At 50.2% G+C, this 21,971-nt stretch carries 16 protein-coding genes; 15 read left to right on the top strand and 1 reads right to left on the bottom strand.

The window, feature by feature from the left end; translation table 11 throughout:
• On the top strand, positions 1–492 hold the full coding sequence (locus E5161_RS07330) for a hypothetical protein (RefSeq protein WP_136777077.1): 492 nt from the start codon (positions 1–3) through the stop codon (positions 490–492).
• Between the two features lie 91 nt (positions 493–583).
• Here the strand turns inward: E5161_RS07330 and E5161_RS07325 are convergent, their stop codons facing one another.
• The gene (locus E5161_RS07325; protein WP_246042139.1) at positions 584–1,462 is read right to left on the bottom strand and encodes a helix-turn-helix domain-containing protein; all 879 of its coding nucleotides are present in this window, start codon (positions 1,460–1,462) and stop codon (positions 584–586) included.
• 192 nt (positions 1,463–1,654) lie between these two features.
• Here E5161_RS07325 and E5161_RS07320 point away from each other — a divergent pair, with 192 nt between their 5' ends.
• The 14 genes from E5161_RS07320 to E5161_RS07255 all read left to right on the top strand — a co-directional run bounded on the left by E5161_RS07320 (position 1,655) and on the right by E5161_RS07255 (position 21,707).
• On the top strand, positions 1,655–2,509 hold the full coding sequence (locus E5161_RS07320; protein WP_211246705.1) for a sugar phosphate isomerase/epimerase family protein: 855 nt from the start codon (positions 1,655–1,657) through the stop codon (positions 2,507–2,509).
• On the top strand, positions 2,506–3,333 hold the full coding sequence (locus E5161_RS07315; RefSeq protein WP_136777074.1) for a phytanoyl-CoA dioxygenase family protein: 828 nt from the start codon (positions 2,506–2,508) through the stop codon (positions 3,331–3,333). The genes E5161_RS07320 and E5161_RS07315 overlap by 4 nt, the downstream gene beginning before the upstream one ends.
• 211 nt (positions 3,334–3,544) lie before the next feature.
• Positions 3,545–4,444 (top strand): carbohydrate ABC transporter permease, encoded by a 900-nt coding sequence (locus E5161_RS07310; protein WP_136777073.1) that lies wholly within the window; start codon positions 3,545–3,547, stop codon positions 4,442–4,444.
• Between the two features lie 3 nt (positions 4,445–4,447).
• Positions 4,448–5,260, top strand: a complete 813-nt coding sequence (locus tag E5161_RS07305; RefSeq protein ID WP_136777072.1) for a carbohydrate ABC transporter permease — start codon at positions 4,448–4,450, stop codon at positions 5,258–5,260.
• 36 nt (positions 5,261–5,296) lie between these two features.
• On the top strand, positions 5,297–7,663 hold the full coding sequence (locus E5161_RS07300; RefSeq protein WP_136777071.1) for a glycoside hydrolase family 65 protein: 2,367 nt from the start codon (positions 5,297–5,299) through the stop codon (positions 7,661–7,663).
• Complete coding sequence (gene pgmB / locus E5161_RS07295; protein ID WP_136777070.1) at positions 7,647–8,312, top strand: beta-phosphoglucomutase; 666 nt, start codon at positions 7,647–7,649, stop codon at positions 8,310–8,312. The genes E5161_RS07300 and pgmB overlap by 17 nt, the downstream gene beginning before the upstream one ends.
• A gap of 98 nt (positions 8,313–8,410) precedes the next feature.
• Complete coding sequence (locus tag E5161_RS07290; protein ID WP_136777069.1) at positions 8,411–10,243, top strand: sensor histidine kinase; 1,833 nt, start codon at positions 8,411–8,413, stop codon at positions 10,241–10,243.
• A complete protein-coding gene (locus tag E5161_RS07285; RefSeq protein WP_136777068.1) occupies positions 10,221–11,846 on the top strand; it encodes a response regulator in 1,626 nt (541 codons plus the stop codon). Before E5161_RS07290 ends, E5161_RS07285 begins: the two co-directional genes overlap by 23 nt.
• A gap of 110 nt (positions 11,847–11,956) precedes the next feature.
• Positions 11,957–13,207 carry an ABC transporter substrate-binding protein gene (locus E5161_RS07280; protein ID WP_169306610.1) on the top strand — a complete coding sequence of 417 codons (1,251 nt, stop codon included), beginning with the start codon at positions 11,957–11,959 and terminating at the stop codon, positions 13,205–13,207.
• A gap of 605 nt (positions 13,208–13,812) precedes the next feature.
• Complete coding sequence (locus E5161_RS07275; protein WP_169306609.1) at positions 13,813–15,117, top strand: ABC transporter substrate-binding protein; 1,305 nt, start codon at positions 13,813–13,815, stop codon at positions 15,115–15,117.
• A gap of 118 nt (positions 15,118–15,235) precedes the next feature.
• Positions 15,236–16,162 (top strand): carbohydrate ABC transporter permease, encoded by a 927-nt coding sequence (locus E5161_RS07270; protein ID WP_169306608.1) that lies wholly within the window; start codon positions 15,236–15,238, stop codon positions 16,160–16,162.
• A 1-nt stretch (position 16,163) separates the two neighbouring features.
• On the top strand, positions 16,164–16,997 hold the full coding sequence (locus E5161_RS07265) for a carbohydrate ABC transporter permease (RefSeq protein WP_136777064.1): 834 nt from the start codon (positions 16,164–16,166) through the stop codon (positions 16,995–16,997).
• A 201-nt stretch (positions 16,998–17,198) separates the two neighbouring features.
• On the top strand, positions 17,199–20,936 hold the full coding sequence (locus tag E5161_RS07260; protein ID WP_169306607.1) for a discoidin domain-containing protein: 3,738 nt from the start codon (positions 17,199–17,201) through the stop codon (positions 20,934–20,936).
• Positions 20,937–20,951: 15 nt separating this feature from the next.
• Positions 20,952–21,707 carry an alpha/beta hydrolase gene (locus E5161_RS07255; protein WP_136777062.1) on the top strand — a complete coding sequence of 252 codons (756 nt, stop codon included), beginning with the start codon at positions 20,952–20,954 and terminating at the stop codon, positions 21,705–21,707.
• Positions 21,708–21,971 lie beyond the last annotated feature (264 nt).

The following is a 21,971-nucleotide window of genomic DNA, read 5'->3' as shown; positions in this document are numbered from 1 at the left end:
ATGAAGATTAGTCAAGCTTTCCTTTTACCTGTCCTTATCCTACTTATGATCTCGGCCTGCCAAAGTTATAAATCAATGGAATCGAATGTACCCCAACCAACCCATCAAGAAAGTAAGGAAGTGGAGCTTCAACGAATTCGGGCAGAGAATGATGCTCTTAAAGCAACATTAAATTTATCCTTTAAAATTATTCATGCAATGGGAAAGAAAGATTTTGACTACCTTAAATCCGTATCAGCCCCAGATGTAAGATTTAGTAAGTTCGAAAACAGAGTTTACTTTCCATATGGCGGAAAGATGGTCGCCCCTACACTTTTGAAACCAATAGCGTTAGGCAATTTGGAATACCGTTTCTCTACTTACATAAATGGAGAAAATGAGTTCATTGTTGGATTTGCTTATTATCAGGGCGATAGCCATTCAACAATCGATTTGTATTTCATTAAGGGAGAGGCTTCTTGGCTCTTTAACGGTTTCATAACAAATGCCTGATTTTATGGGAGAGTACGTTCTTGCCGAATAAACCAGACGAAAAACCCTTGCGGAGCAAGGGTTTTTTGATCAAGGTATCCTGATGAATATTTCATTTTTGGTGTTTTCGCCATACGCCTGGTGACATACCCGTCTTTTTCTTAAATGTTTTCGAGAAGTGGTGTATGTCGGCAAAACCGCAAAAATCGGCGATTTCCTCTTGCGTGAAATTTGTTCTCTGCAATAACTCTTCAGCGTGCTTAATCCGCATTTCAAGTAAAAATTGGTGCGGTGATACGCCATACTCTCTCTTGAATACAGTGCTGAACCAGGATGCCGACATATTTGCCCTTTTCGCCAACGTTTCGATCGACAATTGTTCTTGTAAATGCAAAGAGAAGTACGAAGTAACCCAATCTAACTCTCTCTGCGCTTCGCGGCCGTGAAGCTGATAGTGGTCTGTCAGAATGGTAACAATCAATTCGGTCCCCATCTGTTGGACTAACCAGTGAGAAGAGGGATCCCTCTTGGGCCAAAGTTCCACCAGCTTAAGAAAAACCTCTAAAAAGCGGATTCTTTGGCTAGGCTTTAATCTTACGGGAATATGAATTCCGGAAAAATCGTTTATCCTCGGCTGAAGATAAGAAAGATAAGGGGTCAAGTCGATTTGTCCGGGTCTTGTCGGAAAGCTCTTTTCACGATTAGGTTGGAAGAAAATATCGAAATGGAGAAAGGGCGTAACGGTATCCGTCAAGCCCTCCAGATAGACGAGACTTCCTGGTTGAATCAAGCAAAAGTCGCCGACTTTCGGGTGGTAAACCTCTTTATCCACGATGAATCGGCATTTCCCTTTTTGGATAAAAATCAGGCAATAATCCAGCAGTCTTCGTTCGGGAGATATCCACGGCCTGCGAACAGCCATATCTCCTTCTCTGAAATAAGGAACGATCGGTTTGGTGTAGGTTAATTCCGTAATAGTTGGCAATGTCACCCGATTTTCATCCCCAATTCCCGTGCAGGAAAGTTGTTTTTGACAAAAAACTACGGTGGTTCTAACAAAGATTATTTTCATACTAGCAAATATGATTAAAGAGGAAAAGGAAAACCTAAAGATCAGTAAGGCAGGTGAAACGAGAAAAGAATGCCTTTATTCGCGAACGACCGAAGCGATTCTCCGCCGAAAATGATCATTCAACAATCCATGTGGTCGCTGAAACAGTATGGTGATCATAATCGGGAATGGTCACTGGAGAAGAAATTTGAACAAATTGCCGCAGCGGGTTTCCATGGGATTTTCGGCAGCCTGCCTTCCAAAGAAGAACGTGGATTGTGGGCAAGGCTAATGGATGAATATCATTTTAGTTTCGGATTGGAATCTTTTCCTGCAACAGGTGAAGAATTGAGGCAATTGTTAGAACAAGCCTCGGATTATGACGTTCTCTACGTCAACGCGCAAGTTGCCGATGCGTTCACGACTGGGGCAGCTGCTGTCACAAGATTGGAAGAGCTCTTGGAAGTGGCGGATCGTTATAACATGCCTTTTTTTGTAGAAACGCACCGGGGACGAATCACGCAGGACTTGCAGAGAACGGTGGAATACGTGCGCCAAATATCTGATTTGAGGCTTACAATAGATCTGTCTCATTATGTCTTGGCAGGAGAAATGTATGAATTCGACACGGCCGATCCGTATTTTCAGGAGTTGTTACAGCGCACGGGAAGCATTCATGGACGTGTGAGCAACGGACAACAGATTCAGATTGATATGGGGAAAAATGCCGATCATCCTATGGTAGGTCCATTCACAGGCTGGTGGAAACGAGGAATGCACGAGTGGCTTGCCAAGGCGGGTAAAGGTGACGTGCTGCCGTTCGTTTGCGAGATCGGTCATCATTATTCGGTCACTCCCCGATTTGTGCCGGGTTACTCGTGGGAAGAAATCAGCGACCGGTGGGAGCAGACGCTTATACTCAAACAACTGGTCGAGCAGGTATGGATGGATGTAGACAATCATGCGAAAAGAGGGAATCCAAAATGACGATTTCAGGACAATTGCCATCACTTGATGATGAACGTATTCTGACAGCAGAACAAATTGCGGATTATCAGAAAAAAGGCCATGCGGTCATCCGAAATGTAGCGTCCCAACAGGAAATTGAAGCATACGAGCCGTTGATCAGCTCATGGGTCAGGAAGTTAAACAATCAAGACAAACCTTTAGAAGAGCGAGACACTTACGGTAAGGCATTCATTCAGATCGGCAATCTCTGGAAGCATAACGAAGATATCGCCCGGTTTACGTTGGCCAAGAGATTCGCCAAAATCGCTGCCGATCTTATGGGAGTCGAGGCCGTGCGTGTCTACCATGATCAGGCTTTGTACAAAGAGCCCGGCGGTGGTCACACCCCTTGGCATCAAGACCAAATCTATTGGCCGCTTGACACCGACAAAACGATCACCATGTGGATGCCGTTAGTTCCTGTCTCGGAAGAGATTGGCTCTATGACATTTGCTTCCGAATCCCATCATCTGGGGTATATCAACAAATTGCAGATTTCAGATGAATCCCATCGTACGCTTGGCGGATTTATCAAGGGAAGAGGCATGGAGGAAGTCAATTACGGCGCCTTGGCCGCGGGCGATGCGACCTTCCATTCCGGATGGACCCTTCACAGCGCGCCCGGCAATCCGACAGATCATATGCGTAAAGTCATGACGGTCATCTATTATGCGGATGGAATCACGGTTGCCGAACCTGACAGCAATGCGCGCCGCAATGATTTAGCGACTTGGTTTCCCGGTTTAAAACCCGGAGATTTGGCTGCCAGTCCCCTTAATCCGGTGGTATACAGCTCAAAATGATGAAGGCACCCCGCACCCCTAAGGTCCTGTGACCTTAGGGTTTTTCATTTGGATAACACAAGCAATGTAAAAATCCTCGGTGTCTTGTAAATATCCTCCGTTTCAGACATTGCACCGCCCTCATATGATAGAAACAGATAAAGATACTTAGGAGGGAAAGGAATTGTCCAATGCAATACACACGAATAAGGAAAGGGAAGGAGGAGCAACAATGAGACAACGCGTTTCCCGGTTGGCCAGCTCGCCTATTTTTGTCGGCTACTTGTTCGTTGCTCCCATCTTGCTCTTGATGGGAATCTGGTTCTACTATCCCCTGCTCCGCTCGTTTCTCTACAGCTTGCAGGACGTCAGCTTCCTGAATCCATCCGCAGCCCATTTTATAGGGTTGGATAATTATAAGGCCATCCTGCACGATCCGGATTTCTGGAACGCCCTTCGCAATTCCGCTTGGCTCACGGTGATTGCCGTTCCCGCGCAAACGCTGATCGCGCTGGTCATCGCGGTGGGGCTGAATAAGGTGATTCGGCTGAGGGGTGTTTTTCGGACACTCTATTACGTGCCTTATATTACATCGACAGTTGCGGTTACGACCGTGTTCATGTATTTGTTCATGCAGCGGGAAGGAATCGCGACCCGGTTTTTCCATTTGTTCGGACTGCAAGACGTATCCTGGTACGCGAGCATGACCTATGCGCTGCCGTTTCTCACGATCTTAACCGTCTGGACGTATGTCGGATTTTATGTAGTGGTCTATCTGGGAGGCTTGCAGACGATTCCTGCGGACGTATATGAGTCCAGCACCGTCGATGGCGCCAACGGATGGCAGCAGTTTTGGAAAATAACGGTGCCCATGCTCAAGCCGACGACCTTCCTGGTGCTTACGTCGGGCATTATTTACGTCATGCAAGTTTTCGATCAGCCGTACGCTTTAGCCCGCAACGGTTCTCTGGGGAGTCCGGCGGGTGCCACGAGCACGATCGTCGTTTATTTCTACAGCCAGGCATTCAGTTATAACCGTGCCGGTTACGGAAGCGCCGCGGCTTTTATTATTTTTGTCCTGATCGTCATAGCGACCATGATTCAGAAACGGTTCACGCGGGAGGAAATCTAGCAAATGAACAACAACAAAACCCAGTGGCTGCGTTATACGTTACTTACGTTATGTTCACTCTTCTTCGTCGTGCCGTTCGGATACGCTATCTATACTTCACTATTGTCTAAAGCGGATATCGGTAAGCTCGTTTCGATTAGCCGGCTTACTCTGTCTAACTATTCCGATATTCTGCTGAATTCCGATATCCGGATTTGGTACATGAACTCCATTATCGTTACTTTGGGCATTCTGGTCGGCAATTTACTCATCAACACGACGGCAGCATATTCGCTTGCGCGATTGAAATATCCGGGCAGGGGCGTCGTCTTTTTCCTCATCGTCGGGATGATGATGGTTCCGTATCAAGTCACGATCATTCCGATCTATTCTATGATCGTCAAGCTAGGGTGGCTTAATAGTTACGAAGGCCTGATCTTGCCTTTCCTGTTCCAAGGATTCCTGGTGTTTCTGATGCGCCAGTTTTTCCTCTCGATCCCCAAAGAGTTGGAAGAAGCGGCGGAAGTCGACGGAGTGACCAAGATCGGCACGTTCTTCCGTATTATTCTCCCCTTGTCTAAGGGAGCGATCGGCACACAGATCATCTTCAGCTTTACGGGAACCTGGAATTCGTTCGTGTGGCCGGTGACGCTCGTAAACGACAGCCGATGGTATGTCTTGACGGTTGGCTTAAACACGCTGAAAAACCGTTATTTCGAGTGGCCGAACTTGACCATGACGGGCGTCGTTCTTCTAACGCTTCCGATCATTATCGTGTTCCTGATTTTCCAGCGGAACCTGGTACAGAGCATTGCGACTACGGGACTTAAAGGGTAATGGCGGGCAGGATGCGAAAGCGAGGAGAGTTAAAGCATGATTGAATATACGACGGGTCGAGGAGAATGGGCCAATTGGATCGTGGCGGAGAAGGAATTCGATGTGCGCGATTTGGCCAAGTATGAATCGATTTTCGCCCTCGGGAACGGCTATCTGGGGATGCGGGCGTGCACGGAAGAGTCTTATCCGGGACAAACGAGAAACAGCTTCGTCGCGGGGACATTTAACCGATTTGACGACAAGGAAGTAACGGAACTTCCGAATACGGCGGACTTCTTGGCGCTGGAACTCATGCTGAACGGGGAACGGTTCCATTTGGAGAAAGGGACAATCCATGAGTATAGCCGAACGCTCAATTTGAAGAACGGGGAATTGACCCGCCGTATCGTCTGGGAGAGCGCTAAGCAGGAGAAGTACGAATTGCTGTTCCGCCGCTTCGTCTCTATGCAAGATTTGCATCTGATCGGCATGAGGGTAGAAATCATGCCTCTGACGGGAAAGGCGGACGTTGTCATAAAATCCGGCATCGACGGCACCATGACGAATTCCGGAGCGCAGCATTTTCACGAAGGAGATAAGAAGATTTCAGACGGGGTTTATCTGCAGATGACCGCGACGACGACCGAAACGAGTATCGATTTTGCGTTTAATTGTACTCACCGTCTTTGGATAGACGGAAGCCCGGTGTCTCCAATCTCGAAGCACTCTATCAAGAGAAGATACTTGGGAACGGAGATGAAAGTATCGCTGCAACAAGACGAGAGGCTCGTATTGGAGAAAACGTGCAGTATCCACACGAGCAACGACGTCGATAACCAATGCCAGGACTTGGAACAGCTGAAAAAAGCCTCTTTGTCGCATTTGAAGCAAGAAGCGGAAAAGGGGTACGAAACTCTCTTCGCCGAAAGCGCGCGGAAATGGGAAGAAAAATGGGAAGCTGTTCCGATCAAGATGACGACGGATCAGGGTTTCGATCAGCTAGCGATCCGGTTTGCCCAGTACCATCTCGCCATCATGACACCCTCTCACGACAGCCGTATTTCCATAGGGGCGAAAGGTTTAACGGGAGAAGGCTACAAAGGGCATGTATTCTGGGATACGGAAGTTTTCATTCTTCCGTACTTCCTGTTCACGGATCCCTCGCAAGCGCGGAAATTGCTGGAATATCGATACCATACGCTCGGCGGTGCTAGGCTCAATGCGAAGAGACGTGGATTTCAAGGCGCGATGTATCCCTGGGAATCGGCTGGAACGGGGGAAGAAGAGACCCCCGAGTGGGGACCCGTCGATGTCGTGACCGGAACGCCTACCCGGATCTGGACGGGGTTGATCGAACAGCATATTACGAGCGACGTGGCGTACGGGGTATGGCAATATTACCGAACGACGGGAGACCGCGAATTCATGATCCGCTGCGGATATGAAATCATCATGGAAACCGCGAACTTCTGGGCGAGCCGGCTCGAATGGGATGAACCCAGCGGCCGGTACCATATTAACGATGTCATCGGGCCCGATGAATACAAGGAGCACGTAAACAACAACGCGTTTACGAACTATATGGCGCATTGGAACCTGTTGACGGCCATCCGCTGCCATGAAGAGCTATTGCAAGCCGATAAGGAACAATGGGAGAAGATAATCGAGCGCATAGGCCTTGCCGAATCCCCAAATCATTGGGCTGAGAAGGCGGCTCGAATTTATTTGCCGCAGCCCCGTCAGATCGATGAGGTCATTCCGCAAGATGACACCTACCTGCAATTGAAAACCATCGATCTTAGCAAATATCGGAATCAAGCTCAGGTCGGTCTTATCCTGGATGACTATAACATGGATCAGGTCAGTCAGATGCAGGTGTCGAAGCAGGCGGATCTTCTCGTGCTGTTCTATTTGCTGGAAAATCAATTCCCCAAGCGGGTTAAACAGGCGAATTGGAACTATTTCGAGCCGTTAACCGTGCATGACTCGTCGCTCAGCTTGTCCACGCATTGTGTGCTTGCTTGCGATGTGGGAGATAGAGAGCTAGCTTATCGCATGTTCGAGCAAGCGGCACGCATCGATCTGGGAACGAACATGAAATCTTCGGATGAAGGCATTCATACGGCTTCAATTGGAGGCATTTGGAAATCGGTTGTGCTCGGCTTCGGCGGCGTTCGTTCTTTAGACGGAAAATTGCGAATCGATCCTTGCCTGCCTGCGGCTTGGGAGACATTGGAATTCCCGATTTATTGGCAAGGGGATAAGCTCAGCGTTCGAATCGACAAAAATGTGCTGCAAATTACGAACACGACAAATCGGAACGAGTGGGTGACTCTGGAGGTACGGGGAAACGTTCATACGTTTAAGAAAACGCTGAGGCTGGACCTTTCAGAAGGGGGTGCAGCGGTTGAATACGCGAATTAAGGCGTTCGTATTCGACTTGGACGGCGTCATTACGGATTCGGCGGAATTCCATTACGAAGCGTGGAGCAGGCTCGCAAGTGAGTTGAACATTCCGTTTGACAAGGAATACAACGAGCTTCTCAAAGGCGTTTCCCGGATGGAGTCGTTGGAGTTGATTCTCAACCGAAAGCCGGAAGTTAACTTACCCACTGCCGAGAAGGAAGCGTTAGCGGCCCGTAAGAACGACCACTATAAGGAACTGATCCAAACAATCAGCCCGGAAGCACTGCTTCCGGGCATTGGAAAGCTTCTGGAGGCTATCGCCGAGGCGGGGATGGGAATCGCTCTCGCTTCGGCGAGCCGGAATGCGCCGTTTATTATAGAAAGGCTAGGGATCGGTCATTACTTCCAAGCAATCGTGGATCCGGCGGCCGTGCCTCAAGGGAAACCTCATCCGGATATTTATCTTCAGGCGGCTGCCGAGCTGGGGGTTGCACCTTCGGAATGCGTGGGTGTGGAGGATGCCGAAGCGGGCGTGCAAGCGGTCAAGCGAGCCGGCATGTACGCGGTCGGAATCGGTTCCGAGAAGGTGCTTCGCGAGGCCGATTACATCGTGCCGGACACCTCATGCTTAAAATTGGAAAATATTCTCGACCGAATAGAAAATTAACAATATCTAAGTCATTGATAGCTGCCGTGCGTGCGCCTATACTGTGAATAAACGACAAAATTCGACATCGGGTGACTGGGGAGCATGAGGAATAACAGATGAAAAGAATGAAGGATTGGAGTATTCGTCAGAAGTTATTTTCGACCTACGTGCTCCTCATTGTCTTACCGTTGGGTATTATCAGCATGATCTCATTTACGCTCTTTATGTCCTCATTCGAAAAAAGAATCGTCAATTCATTCAAAGATTTGAATCAACAGATTATATCCAACAGCGACACCTTTCTCAAGAACATGCTCAAAATATCGGAGATGCCATTTTACGATCAACGACTTCTCGACATTTTGTCGAAGGACTACTCAACCGTAGAGTACGAAATGTTCGAACGAAGCCAGGACTACCGATACGTGAACGATACCTTCTTCAAGGATCTGTTCATGTTCAATAACGATATCGATTCGTTGGTCATCTACCCGCAGTCCGGAGGCTACGTTTATCGGAGAGGTTACCAGGTGATCTACAATTACGACTACTCTCCGGTAGAAGAAAATTGGTACAAAAGAATCATCGATAACGGAGGAGCGCCTGTCGTCATTGGTTTGCATAAAGAGAAACAAGTCAGCTCGCCTGTGAAGGATGTTGTGTCCATTGGCAGGGTTATCGTAGATTCCAACTCCAATCGCAAGCTTGGAGTTTTTATCATTAATTTGAGGAGCGAAGTGCTGAGCAACCTGTACAAAGGGCTAAAGTTTAGCTCCGATGTCGAGCAGGTGATCGTGGACGAGAACGACACGGTATTATTCTCGACAGACAGGAGAGAAATCGGTCAATCTTTCGATTCTTTGTTAGAACGCTATAATCCGAAGCTTTCCGCCACTCCCGGTGAAGGAGGAGGCAAAGGCGACTATTATATCATGAGCGATACTTCTTCGATAAGCGGCTGGAAGTTTTACAGTATCATTCACAAAAAAACCCTCTTCAGCGAAGTGAATCAGATTCGAAGATTAACTTTATATACACTGGTGCTGCTGAGTGTAGTGGCTTTCTTTGTCGCCTATCTCTTATCGCGGAGAATTTCTACACCGATCGTTAGACTGAGCCGGAAGATGCGGAGGGTGGAGCTTTGGGAATTCCACATGACGGTTGTGCCGGACAGCCGAGACGAGATCGGTCAATTGGGCAACGCCTTCAACAAAATGACTAGGGAAATCAAGGGGCTGATCGTTCAGATTAAAGCCGAGGAGCATAAGAAACGCAATGCTGAGCTTAACGCGCTGCAGAATCAGATCAACCCGCACTTCATGTATAACACGCTAACGATGATCAAATGGATGTCACAGGCGCAACGCGCCGATAACATTACAGAAGTGTTGGACGCATTAATTCGGATTCTGACGTTCTCGACGAGGAATACGGAAGAGTATGTCACGATTGAAGAGGAAATGACTTTCATTCGCTACTATATGCAGCTCTTGCAAATGCGCTATTACAATGCGTTCGAATTCGAATGCCGCGTCTCCGAGGAAGTACTTTCTTACCGGACTTTAAAGTTTATTGTGCAGCCGTTCGTAGAGAACTCCGTATTCCACGGATTTGTAGAAAAAACCCGTACTTACAAGTTGACCGTTGAAGTGGAACGGATAGAGGACGCGGTTGTGTTTGCCATTCGGGACGATGGAATCGGCATGAAGAAGGAAAGGATGCAAGAGTTGCTCCATCATGTGGAAAAGGGTTCTCATAAGATCAACTCTATAGGCATTTCTAACGTATTCAAGCGGATCCAAATGCACTTCGGAACGGATTACGGAGTTGATATCCATAGTGAATGGGGATCAGGCACAACCGTGCGAATCCGGGTTCCCGTTCTGGATTCAGAGGTTCAAGTTAACGGAGAAAGGGACAAGGCGGATGAAAGTATTAATCGTGGATGACGAGAATTTCGTCCGAATGAATTTCAAATCGTTCATGGATTGGGAGGGACATGGGTATCGTTTGGTCGGCGAGGCCCGTAATGGACAGGAAGCGATCGATAAAATCGTGGAGTTGAGACCAGACATCGTATTTCTGGACATCCGCATGCCGATTATGGATGGTTTGGAGGTGCTGCGTCATTTGAACGCCAAATCCGATCCATGCAAAGTTATCATTCTTAGCAGTCACAATGAATTCGATTACGTTCGTCAAGCCATGCTGCTCGGTGCCGCAGATTACATTCACAAGCCAAGCCTATACCCGGAGCTTGTGTTCGAGACGTTAAATCGTGTACGAAGTCTTATAGAAGAGGAGCGGAAGCAATCGGATCAAATCGAGCATTTACTTCGGAATGAAGAGCGCAGTAAGCCGGAGTTGAAAGCATTGTTCTGCAAGGGGTGGATCGAAGGCGCCGTAAGGCATGGCTGGGAAATCGAACAGAAAACGACTCAGTTAGGTATTCGCCTTAAACAGCCTAACGTCTGTTGCTTTCTTCTATTCATCGATAACTTCGAGACGGTTCAGCAGCGGTATTCCAAGCCGCTGGATCATTTGGTCCGGTTTTCGATCCACAATATTTTGAGCGAAATTTTTCTTAAATTCGAAGAATTGGAATTTTTTCAAGTGAGCGGCAACCAATTCGCCATCCTTAAATCGTATTCCGGTGTACGCAGCTTGAATGATGTATACGAGCAGCAGTGGCATTTGATCCGATCGGTTACAACGGCGCTTAAGCAATTTATGAACATTAGCGTAAGCTTCAGCGTAAGTGCTCTGCACAGCCAGTTGATCAAGGTGCCCGCAGCTTACGAAGAAGCGCTTCGGGCATCGGATGAACTGTTTTTTCAAGGCGAAGCGGGCGTCGCGTTCTATGAAAATAAGTTCGGGAATAGTACGGTTCATGAACGTATTTACGATGAGCAAGTCAAACAATTTCGAGCACATGTCGAAGCGGCCAGATGGGAGGCGGCTGAGGCAAGTCTTCATACTTTATACGTTACGATTATGAGAAACCGGGATATCAGCAAGAAGGAAGCTCACGACCTAAGCGTCAGCTTGCACTACTCGCTTATGGAGATGTGCCCGGAAGCGTACAGGAGTTCCGAAAGCCGTGGTCTACCTTCGGTCGAAGAGATCCTGGGGGCAGAGAACCTAGGCCAAGTCATGCAGCTTTTAATTTCTGAGCTGACCTACATTCGCGGAAAACGGCAGGAAATGGACATTTCAACGAATGTTAAAATCCAGAAGGTACTGGCCTATATTCATAGTTACTATGATCAAGATCTCACTTTGGAAAAATTGGCCCAACACGTCGGACTCAACAGCAGCTATTTGAGCCGGTTATTCAAAGAGCAGACATCGTACATGCTCATTCCTTACATCAATCAATATAGAGTGAAAAAATCGCTCGAGTATTTGTCGGCCGGCAAGCTCAAAACCTACGAGGTCGCGGAAAAAGTCGGGTTTAAAAGCGTGGATAATTATTATGTCGCTTTCAAGAAAGTGTACGGTCAACCTCCGAACGAATATCTAAAAACACGATTAGAGGGACCGGCCAGGTAAAAATCGTCGACAGAATGTAAATATCCTCTATGTTTCGGCCATCGCCAACTTCTTATGATTTAAGTACGCCGGATGTGTAGGCGAATATATGTAGCATGAGGGGTAGTAACATGAAGAAGTCATGGCTTTATCTGCTTTGCACCGTCTTGCTTGTGATGGTGGTCTCCGCTTGTGGATCGAAATCGAATACGGATCAGGGAGCTTCGTCGTCTCAGGATGCGAAGAATGCTCCGGTTGAAGTTACGATGGCTTATTGGGCTAACGCAGCCGAGCAGAAAAACTTCGAATTCATGGTGAATGGCATAGAGAAGGAATATCCCGAAATCAAAGTGAAATTGCAGCAATATCCTACCAGCGACGAGTTTTGGAAAGCGGTTCCGGCCGCAATCGCAGCGGGCGTAGGTCCTGATATCATCGCGATGTCGGATGAAGGCAATTACGAGTATATCGCCAAAGGCGTTCTCGAGCCTCTTGATGATTGGATTGGCCAAGCGGGTTTCGACAAAAGCCGGATTACCGCTTCCCTCTACAAAGGCTGGTCGGATAATGGCAAGCTTTACGGAATTCCGTATGACTCTTCTACATCGATGTTAGCGATCAACAAAGCACTGTTTGATAAATCGGGCATCACAAAAAACCCGGAGACGATGGATGAACTTCTCACGCTTGCCAAAGCGATGACGAAAGATGGAATGAAGGGGATCGTCGGCAACATTGATCCTTTCCACATTACGCAGTACGTGCATGCTTTCGGCGGAGATTGGAATTTCGGAAAAACAATCAACTCGCCGGAGAACATCAAAGGAGTACAGTTCTTCACGGATCTGTTCTTGAAAGAGAAAGTGGCTATCGCACCGATTGAAGTAGGCGCTCCATGGGATGGAGAAGTGTTCGCGAAAGAAAAAGGTGCCATGTCTACAGCCGGTCCTTGGTATGTTGGTTACTTGAAAGAAGCGAACCCGAACATGCAAATGATCGCGCTGCCGATGCCTAAAGGTACGGTTGACGCTCAAAGCGCTTATTCCCACGGTTTGTCTATCCTGCAAGGAAGCCAGCACAAGCTGGAAGCGATGAAGGTTATCAAATACGCGCTCCGCGACGAGTCGCAATTGGATGCGATTGAAACAGTTGGTTATTCTCCTGCTGTGTCGTCTTTGTTGCCGAAGTATTTGGAGAAGTATCCGGAGCTGAAGCCGGTATTCGACAACATGGAGAAAGCCGGCATGCCGTTCGCTTATCCGAAAGACACGAAGAATTTCAACGCGGATCTTGTGAAGGGCGTCGAAGAGATTATTTTCAAAGGCGGCAAGAAATCGGTAGAAGAGCTGCTGAACGAGCTGCAAACGAAATACGGACAATAATAATCGAAGTGAAACAAGGGGCCGGAGTGATTTATTCACTCCGGTTTTTTATTGTATTTTAGGATGGAGCGCTATCGAAAAGCCTCCTTTTCCAAAGTCATTATAGGAAACCACTTAAGGGATCGGCTCGGATTCGTAAATTCTTATCCTAAGTCCTACCGTTTGGCTGGATCACGTCTAAGTACGCAGAGGATACGCGGGGGAGGTGGACTGTAGTTTCATTTTGCCAAGCTAAAAACACGATGCCGGTGTACGACGATGCTGCAACTAAATTTTGCGAAATTACAGAGCCATTTCGAGCACACGCCTCCGCAAAACAGCTCTCCACTTTGGCTAAATAGCGTTAGAAGTAGTTTCAAGGCGAATTCTTTGCTGTAATTTGGCGAAATGAAGTTGCATAACGATACGAGAAGAAAAAGCTCACGAGACTGTGTAAACGAAAGATTTCCATAGATAGAGGAGTTCTAAAGCTTGAGACTCCGATTCTTTGAATGGATGTCTCCTATTTATCAATCCATGTCGCGATTCTGCAAAGACCGCCCAATTTCTGGCGAGCTATAATTACAGGGTAACTAGACGTTCCGATAAAAGGGGATGTAATGGAAATGGTCAAACGTAAAGGGTTTCTCCTGGCTTTGATCTTGACGGTGGCGCTCGCGGCGGCCGGCTGTTCCAAAGGTGACGGCGGTAACAACGCGGCTGGATCTGACAACGCTTCCAGCCCTGCGGCCAGCTCTGCGGCGTCCGGGGAGAAGGTTACCTTGAAGGTATGGGGAGATTTGGCGAACCAGGCTGTCTACGAAGAACCGTTCAAAAAAATCAACGAAGCTTTCATGGCGAAAAACCCGAACATTAAAATCGACTATGAATTCGCTCAAAGCGAAGATTCGCTGAACGTCGCTTTGCAAGCGAATACATTGCCGGACGCGTTCTTCGTCCAAGGCAACAAGTCGACGAAAACGGCGGAGATGGCGAGGAACAAGCAAATCATCCCGCTCGACGAATACAACGTTATCGACACCAGCCGTTTTCCAGAGGAAGCGATCAACTACACCAAGGTAGACGGGAAAATCTACAGTTCTGCTCCGTCCTTCTTCGACTACGCTATGGTCTATTACAACAAGGACATTTTCGACAAGTATGGCCTGCAGGCGCCGAAGACGTGGGATGAATTTATTAAAGTACTGGACACCCTCGTCAGCAACAAGGTAACTCCGATCGCGGTCGGCGGCAACGGCGACTTCGACCGTTACTGGCCGATCCAGGAAATGGCTCCCGCGATCATCAACGAGGACATGATTAACCTGTACGAGGGCAAACCGATCGACGAGACGCGTATGACGGAACTGTTTGATACCTATCGCTCATTTGTGGAGAAAGGGTATTACGGCAAAGATTTCGTCGCGATGGACGGCAAAGCGGCCCAACTAGCTTTCACGAACGGCAAGACGGCCATGATCTATGATGGTACGTGGAGCAACAATATCTACGCGCAAACGGGCCTGAACATCGGTCGCTTCGCGATGCCGGGCAAGGACGGCGTCCGGTACGCCCAGGAGGGCATGAACAACTCTACAACTTATGCCGTGTCCGCCACGAGTAAACACCCGAAAGAAGCGGCCGAATACGTGAAATTCCTGAGCAGCGCGGAGGCGGCGCAAATCATGGAAGACTCCAACGGAAACATTCCAATCGTGAAGGACATCAAGCCGAAGGACGAAATCGTAGCCGAGTTCTCTGCATTCGACAAAATCGGCAAAAACATTTACCATTCTTTCTCCGCTGCAGCAACGGAAAAATCAAAGCCGCAGGACCTGTTGCTGTCGGAAATTTTGCCGAAGCTTATGACGAAGAAAATCACCGGTGCGCAAGCAACGCAGATTCTGCAGCATGAATTGGCCAAAAAATGAAAGCTTTGAAGGACGTCATGCTGACGGTAGTAATATCGTCGGCATGACGGCCATTGTTTCACCACGCAGAAAAGATTCTCATTCGCATGCTTGTTTTCAAAGAAGGTGGGGTAAGGCAATGTCTTTCATCAAGAAAAGGCCGTATTTGCTATTCCTGCTTCCCGGGTTCCTGATCTATTCTCTGTTTGTCGTCTACCCCATCGTGGCGGCGGGAAGCATCAGTTTCTTCCGCTGGAACGGGATCGGTCCCAAAACGTTTATTGGATTTGACAATTACGTGGAATTGTTCACCAGTACGGAGCTCATGTCGCAATTCTGGAACGCGATGCTTAACAGCCTCCGGATTTTCGCGCTCACCGTCCTCGTCGTCATTCCCGTTCAGATCATAGCCGCATACCTGATCCACAATCAAGTCAAGGGGTATAAGTATTTCCGCGTGGCGGTATTTTCCCCGCAATTCATTTCGACCCCGGTTATCGTTTTTATTTTCACGCTGCTTCTTGACAGCAACGTAGGCGTCTTCAATAAAGTGCTGGAGATGGTCGGCCTCGGCGAATACGTGCGCCCCTGGCTGGGATTGCCGCAATACGGCATCTACATCGTATGGCTCATGATATCGTGGTCGGGCTTCGGCGTCGGCATGATTTTCTTCCTTGGAGCCATGAAGATGATCTCGAAGGAGTCGCTGGAAGCCGGATACCTGGATGGGGCCGGATTCTGGAAGCGGCTGTTCGTCATCATTCTGCCGCAGATGAAGGTCACGATCTTGAATATGGTGCTCATTACGTATATCGTGTCGATGACGATCTTCGATTTCAGCTTTATTCTCGGTGGCGTTTCCGGCGGCGTCGACCATAACGTGGACGTGATGGCCCTCATGTTTTACCGCATTGCGTTCGGGGAATCCAACAATCCGCTCGGAGGCAACATCAGCGAGAATGCGATGGGCCTTGGCTCGACGGTTGCGTGCGTACTGTTCGTCCTTATTTTCGTGATTTCAATGTTCCAAGTCTGGCTAACGTATCGCCGCAGGGAGGAAGCATAAGATGAACGGAGTGTCCGAGAAGAAGAAGTCGGCAACCTTTGCTTCTTTACTGCTGTGGATTTACTCTTGCTTCACCGTTTTCGTGCTCGGGTATCTGGTTTACAATTCGCTGCGGCAAAAAGGCGATCTGCTGTCGAATACGTTCGGCTTGCCCAAATCGCTCGGGTTCGGCACTTACCTGAAAATGTTCACCGAGCAGAAATTTCACCATTATTTCCTGAACAGCGCATTCATTCTCGTTGCGACGCTGGTTTTGATCGTTCTGCTGGCCTCCATGGTCGCCTATGCGCTCGGACGGTACAAATTCAAATTCAAAAACGCGGTGCAGATGTATTTTCTGTTGGGGCTTATGTTTCCAGCCTCTCTGGGCGTACTCCCCTTATTTCTGCTCATGAAGGATCTGTCGCTGCTGAATTCGTACGCTTCCGTCATACTGGTCATGTCCGCAGGCATTTCCATGCCGGTTCTGCTGCTGACGGACTTCTTCGCGAAAATGCCGGGAGAGATATACGAATCGGCAATTCTGGACGGTGCTTCGGAATGGAAAACGTTCTACCGGATCATGTTTCCTCTGGCAAGTCCCGTCGTTTTCAGCATATGCATCGTCATGTCGGTGCAAATTTGGAACCAGTTCTTCATGCCGCTTATTTTCCTGCAGGACGACCAGCATAAGACCGTGCCTCTTATCGTCATGAAATATACGAGCAACCTTATGCTGTCTATGGACAAAGCGCTGACGGCTTCTGTCATCGCCACGGTGCCGATTTTGATCCTGTTCATGATTTTCTCCGAAAAAATCCTCGACGGAGTCGCTTCGGGCGGTGTGAAAGGATAAGGCTAGGCTGAACTTTGTCACCCATCACCCGGCCGGGAAGGCTTTAGAGCTTCCAGGGCCGGGTTTTGTTATGTGGCACATATTTCATAGATGTCTCGATTTTGTAAAAAAGTGACTACGTGTTGAAAAGACGGAATCGGGAAGAAATCTATAAACTGTATGTAAGCGTTTACTATTTGGAGGATGAGGGGGAAAGATAGGATGATGAATCGCAAGATATGGATCGCGGGGTGTATGGCGGCAACTCTGCTGTTCACCAATGCGGCCGCCGTTTCTGCGCGGAATACGAACGCGGAGACACAATGGGCTTCGGCAGACACCGGGATTCGCGTGAAACCCGGGCAGGAGGCCGTGGTCAAGGGGATATGGCCAGGGACCGTTCAAGTGACTTACAGCACGAATGTCAGTCAATTGATCGAGGCATTGCAAGCCGCGGACAGCTCCGCCCAAACCTATGAAGTATACAAGGAAAAAGGCGGCGAGAGGTTCACTGTGGGATCGACCGTGCTGATGACCACCAACGTATTGAAGGTCACGGCGGCGAATGGTACCTCGACGGCAGAATACGCCATTACCGTAAACCCCGTCGGAGACTCGTTCGTGCTGACGCCGGTCGCGACGACGTCGGGCAGCGAAACTTTGCTGGGCAAAGCTGTAAATGCGACAAACAACACCGGAATGTCAGGCTATTATGGTGAATCGGATTCCCATGACAACGATGCGAACGGGGCTACCATGTGGTTGACAATGGACAATCCGGGCAACCGCAACTGGATTCAAGTCGATTTCGGCGAGGTCTATCCGCTTGGGAAGATGCTGGTTTGGAATTACAATCAGCCCGGAGCTGCGGATAAAGGAATCAAAAACGCGCAAGTGCTCTACTCCGCCGATGGCAGCCAATGGTCCGTCCTGGGCGGCAAAGGTGTTACGCAGCAGTTCGCGAAGGCTTCCGGGTCGGAGTCCCAGAGAGCAGATGCGACGCTGGATTTTGGCGGGCTCGCGGCCCGCTACGTCAAGATCATTCCGAATGCGGCATTCGGCAACGGCAACTGGGGCGGGGCCGCATTCGGGCTGAGTCAACTTCGCTTCTATCGCTATGCAAGCCATGTCACGGCCAGCGGTCAGAATGTAACGGTCCTGGACGTTGCGGCCGGCAGCGTGAATTCGGCGGCCACCCCGGCTATCAATACCGTAAATAACTATGGCATGTCCGGTGCATCCAGCATTTCGGACACCCATAGCAACAAATTCGGAGAAATGTGGCTCACTGCGCCGAATCCCGGCGCGAACAACTGGATTCAGTTCGATCTGGGAGGCACGTATCCGCTGAGCGCTATGCATGTCTGGAACTACAACGCGAAAGACGGAAAATACGGGATCAAAAACGCCTCAGTCCAATATTCCACAGACGGCAGAACGTGGAAGACGCTCGGATCGTACCAGTTCGAGAAGGCTTCCGGAAAGGCGGCGCAAGGACCGACGGATCTCGTAGGCGGTGGAGCCGTCGAATTCGGCGCAGCCGCTGCGAGGTACGTGAAGATCGTGCCAAATGCCGCAGCGGGCGACGGTAACTGGGGCAGCGAAGCTTTATTCGGCCTCAGCCAGGTGAGATTCTACAGCGCACCCGGAACCATCGTCGAGCCGGCGCGCGACTGGACATCGCTCGTTACCCGGACATCGGGCTGGACAGGTTCCGACGGCATCTTTACGATCGCGTATAACGGCTATGACGCGCCGGGCAATGCGGATCAAACGAAAACCTTGTTCCTGTTCAGCGACACTTTCGTGGGCAGCGTCAATCCGGTTTCGAAATACCGGAACACGGCGGATTTCACTAACAATACGTTAGGAGTACTGACGGGCGGAAAACCCGACCCGGCGAACATGCAATTCATCTGGGGAACGAATGAGAACGGGCAGACCTCGAGCGGGCTGTTCGTGCCGCAAACGCCGAAAGCCTCCCCGGACGGCTGGTATTGGCTGCAGGACGGCCTCTATTTGAACGACAACATTTACATTTCCGGCATGAACGTGGCGCCGGACCCGACGCAGCCTCCGGGCTGGCAGTTCAAAGTTGTGGGCGTTACGATGATCAAGGTTCCGCTCCGCAATGGACAGCTCGACTTGGCTGATCATTCGCAGGTCGACACGTCGCTGCTCTACCATACCGAATTTCAATGGGGAACCAAGCCTGACGGAAGTCCGAATATCCTGTCACAAGAAAACCAATTCGGTGCGGGATTTATGGCGAATACGGCGGAGGCCGGGGCGCCGGCTCCCGACGGTTATATTTACATCTATGGTTACCAGACCGTCTTCGGAGTCAGAGGTCTGCTCGTTGCGCGGGTGCTGCCGGAAGATTTCGAGGATGAAAGCAAATGGAAGTTCTACGGAAATAGCGGATGGACAAGCGATATCAGCCAGGCCAAGATCATCTCGGATGGAAGCGTTGACGTATCGCCGGAGCTCAGCGTGACGCCGATCATCGGGGGACCGAACGACGGCAAGTACCGGCTCGTGTATTCGACCGGTCTATTCAGCGCGGATCACGGCCTGGTGAAAGAAAGCATCAGCGATACGCCGTTCGGACCGTTCGGACCGGCAACCACGCTCTACTATGCACCGGAAGACAAATCGAGTGCTTCCGAAACATATATCTACAACGCCAAAGCTCACCCGAATATCTCCAAACCCGGCGAGCTGCTGATTACTTATAACGTGAATTCTACTCAAGACGGCGGCAACGTGCATTACAACAATGGCGAAATGTATCATCCCCGTTTTCTCAACATGCGCCAGATTTATACCGGTAAGGATACGGGAATCGGTGTGAAAGCCGGCAAGGATCGGGTGATCACCCAAATTGCGGACGGAGAAATCCATGTGGCGTACGGGACGACGGTTGATGGCGCGATTGCAGCCATCCGTTCCGCGGACGGCTCCGCCCAAACGTACGAAGCGTATGCGGCGACTGGGGGCAGCAAGCTCACGGACGGTACGGCCGTGCTTGCCGCCGGAAACGTGCTCACGGTGACATCCGCCGACGGCACCGCAACTGCCTCTTACACGATTCAAGTGAACGCGGATCTCAGCGACCACACGGGGATCGGCGTTACCGCAGGAGCCGGAGTGACGGGGTTTGATTCCGGCATGATCCACGTGGATGCGGGTACGACAGTGGCAGCCGTAACGGCGGCTGTATATTCCTCGGACGGTTCCGCTCAAACGTACGAAGTTTACGCGTCAAGCGGCGGAACGCTGCTGACCGGAACGACGCCGGTAGAAGACGGCAACGTGCTGAAGGTGACGGCGGAAGATCGGCGTACTTCCCGTGAGTACGTGATCGCGGTAAACGGCGGTTTCATCGAAGGAGTCACGGCCACGGCGGGCAGCGAGGAATCCGCATTCGGCATGACGGCATCGCAAGTCATGAATGGCTCCGGCATGTCCGGCCCCAGCGGCAAAAACAACACCCATAACAATAATTATGCCGCGGTCTGGAGGACGACGGATGACGCGGACGACAGCAACAATTGGATCCAATTCGATCTTGGCGGCACTTACAGCCTCGGCGAGATGTTAGTTTGGAACTACAACGAAGACGACGGCACCGGTTGGTTGAAAAACGGAAGCGGCATTCAATACGCGGCTGTGGAGTATTCCGTGGACGGAACGAGTTGGACGACGCTGGGCGGTGCCGGCTATCGGTACCGGTTCGCTGAGGCGCCGAACGGAACATCGGCGCTGCACGCGACGAATCTCGTCGGCGGCGAAGTGGTCGATTTCGGCGGGGTGAATGCCCGTTACGTCAGAATTACGCCCAACAGCGCAACGGATTCGAATCCCGGGAATTATGGCGGCGTATTCGAAGGGGCCTTCGGCATCAAGAGCACTTTCGGTCTGAGCGAGGTCAGATTTTACAAGCAGGCGACCCCGTGACCGGAGGAGAAAACGATGGCAAGATTTGAATGCAGCTTTTTTTCGAGTACGCTCGGGCTACACACGGCAATGAACGTCATTCTCCCGGACGGTCCGCCGAAAACCCGGTTTCCAACGCTCTATTTGCTCCACGGACTGTCGGATGATCATACGAACTGGCTCCGCCGGACTTCCGTAGAACGGTATGCAGAAGCGCACGGGCTTGCGGTCGTGATACCGAACGTGCACCGCAGCTTCTATACCGATATGAAGCACGGACTGCCGTACTGGACGTTTATCAGCGAAGAGGTTCCGTCGCTGGCTCGATCCTGGTTTCCGTTGTCGGAGGACCGGGAGAGGAATTATGCCGCAGGGCTGTCGATGGGCGGTTATGGCGCGTTCAAGCTGGCCTTGCGTTGTCCCGATCGGTTCGCAGCGGGCGTGAGCTTGTCGGGTGCGTTGGACGCGGCTCACTTACGGGAGGACGGACCGGTGCTGACGCCTGCGGAATTCGAACGCATCTTCGGCAGCGATGAGGCTCTTCGGAACTCCCAGGACAACTTGTTCCACGCGGCAGAGACGTTGGCGGCTGGATCGGCTCCGGCGCCGAAGCTGTTCCAATGCTGCGGAACGGAAGATTTCCTGTACGGAGCGAACCTCCGGTTCCGGGATCATGCCCGAAAACTGGGCTTTGATCTGTATTACGAGGAAGGGCCTGGATCTCACGAATGGGGTTATTGGGATGCCGGCATCCAGCGGGCGCTGGACTGGCTGCCCATTCCCGGCCGTTAAGGCAGGCGCAAGAATCGCAAGTTCCGGCTATCGCGGGACTTGCGATTCTTTGCTTATTGCCGCTGCCGCCGGGCGATGTCCCGATATTGTAAAAACGCGACGCCTAAACAAAAAGACGCTAGTTCACGCCCGGCGTAAAATGAAGATGCCGCTGTAGACGGATTTGGCTCCGGACGAGCTGCTGGCAAGCTACAACGTAAATACGACAAGCTGGGATGCACACGAGGCGCACGGTAGCATCTACCGTCCAAGGTTCATCCGGAT

Origin of the sequence: Cohnella pontilimi (assembly GCF_005049045.1) — a bacterium.
GTDB classification, from domain to species: domain Bacteria; phylum Bacillota; class Bacilli; order Paenibacillales; family Paenibacillaceae; genus Cohnella; species Cohnella pontilimi.
The sequence above is the reverse complement of the archived record's forward strand: the minus strand, read 5'-3'. Positions and strand labels throughout refer to the sequence as shown.

What these genes read in the sequence shown, in the direction of transcription:
- E5161_RS07330 (WP_136777077.1), top strand. Translation starts at nt 1, where the DNA reads ATGAAGATTAGTCAAGCTTTCCTTTTACCTGTCCTTATCCTACTTATG.
- E5161_RS07320 (WP_211246705.1), top strand. Translation starts at nt 1,655, where the DNA reads ATGATCATTCAACAATCCATGTGGTCGCTGAAACAGTATGGTGATCAT.
- E5161_RS07315 (WP_136777074.1), top strand. Translation starts at nt 2,506, where the DNA reads ATGACGATTTCAGGACAATTGCCATCACTTGATGATGAACGTATTCTG.
- E5161_RS07310 (WP_136777073.1), top strand. Translation starts at nt 3,545, where the DNA reads ATGAGACAACGCGTTTCCCGGTTGGCCAGCTCGCCTATTTTTGTCGGC.
- E5161_RS07305 (WP_136777072.1), top strand. Translation starts at nt 4,448, where the DNA reads ATGAACAACAACAAAACCCAGTGGCTGCGTTATACGTTACTTACGTTA.
- E5161_RS07300 (WP_136777071.1), top strand. Translation starts at nt 5,297, where the DNA reads ATGATTGAATATACGACGGGTCGAGGAGAATGGGCCAATTGGATCGTG.
- E5161_RS07290 (WP_136777069.1), top strand. Translation starts at nt 8,411, where the DNA reads ATGAAAAGAATGAAGGATTGGAGTATTCGTCAGAAGTTATTTTCGACC.
- E5161_RS07285 (WP_136777068.1), top strand. Translation starts at nt 10,221, where the DNA reads ATGAAAGTATTAATCGTGGATGACGAGAATTTCGTCCGAATGAATTTC.
- E5161_RS07280 (WP_169306610.1), top strand. Translation starts at nt 11,957, where the DNA reads ATGAAGAAGTCATGGCTTTATCTGCTTTGCACCGTCTTGCTTGTGATG.
- E5161_RS07275 (WP_169306609.1), top strand. Translation starts at nt 13,813, where the DNA reads ATGGTCAAACGTAAAGGGTTTCTCCTGGCTTTGATCTTGACGGTGGCG.
- E5161_RS07270 (WP_169306608.1), top strand. Translation starts at nt 15,236, where the DNA reads ATGTCTTTCATCAAGAAAAGGCCGTATTTGCTATTCCTGCTTCCCGGG.
- E5161_RS07265 (WP_136777064.1), top strand. Translation starts at nt 16,164, where the DNA reads ATGAACGGAGTGTCCGAGAAGAAGAAGTCGGCAACCTTTGCTTCTTTA.
- E5161_RS07260 (WP_169306607.1), top strand. Translation starts at nt 17,199, where the DNA reads ATGATGAATCGCAAGATATGGATCGCGGGGTGTATGGCGGCAACTCTG.
- E5161_RS07255 (WP_136777062.1), top strand. Translation starts at nt 20,952, where the DNA reads ATGGCAAGATTTGAATGCAGCTTTTTTTCGAGTACGCTCGGGCTACAC.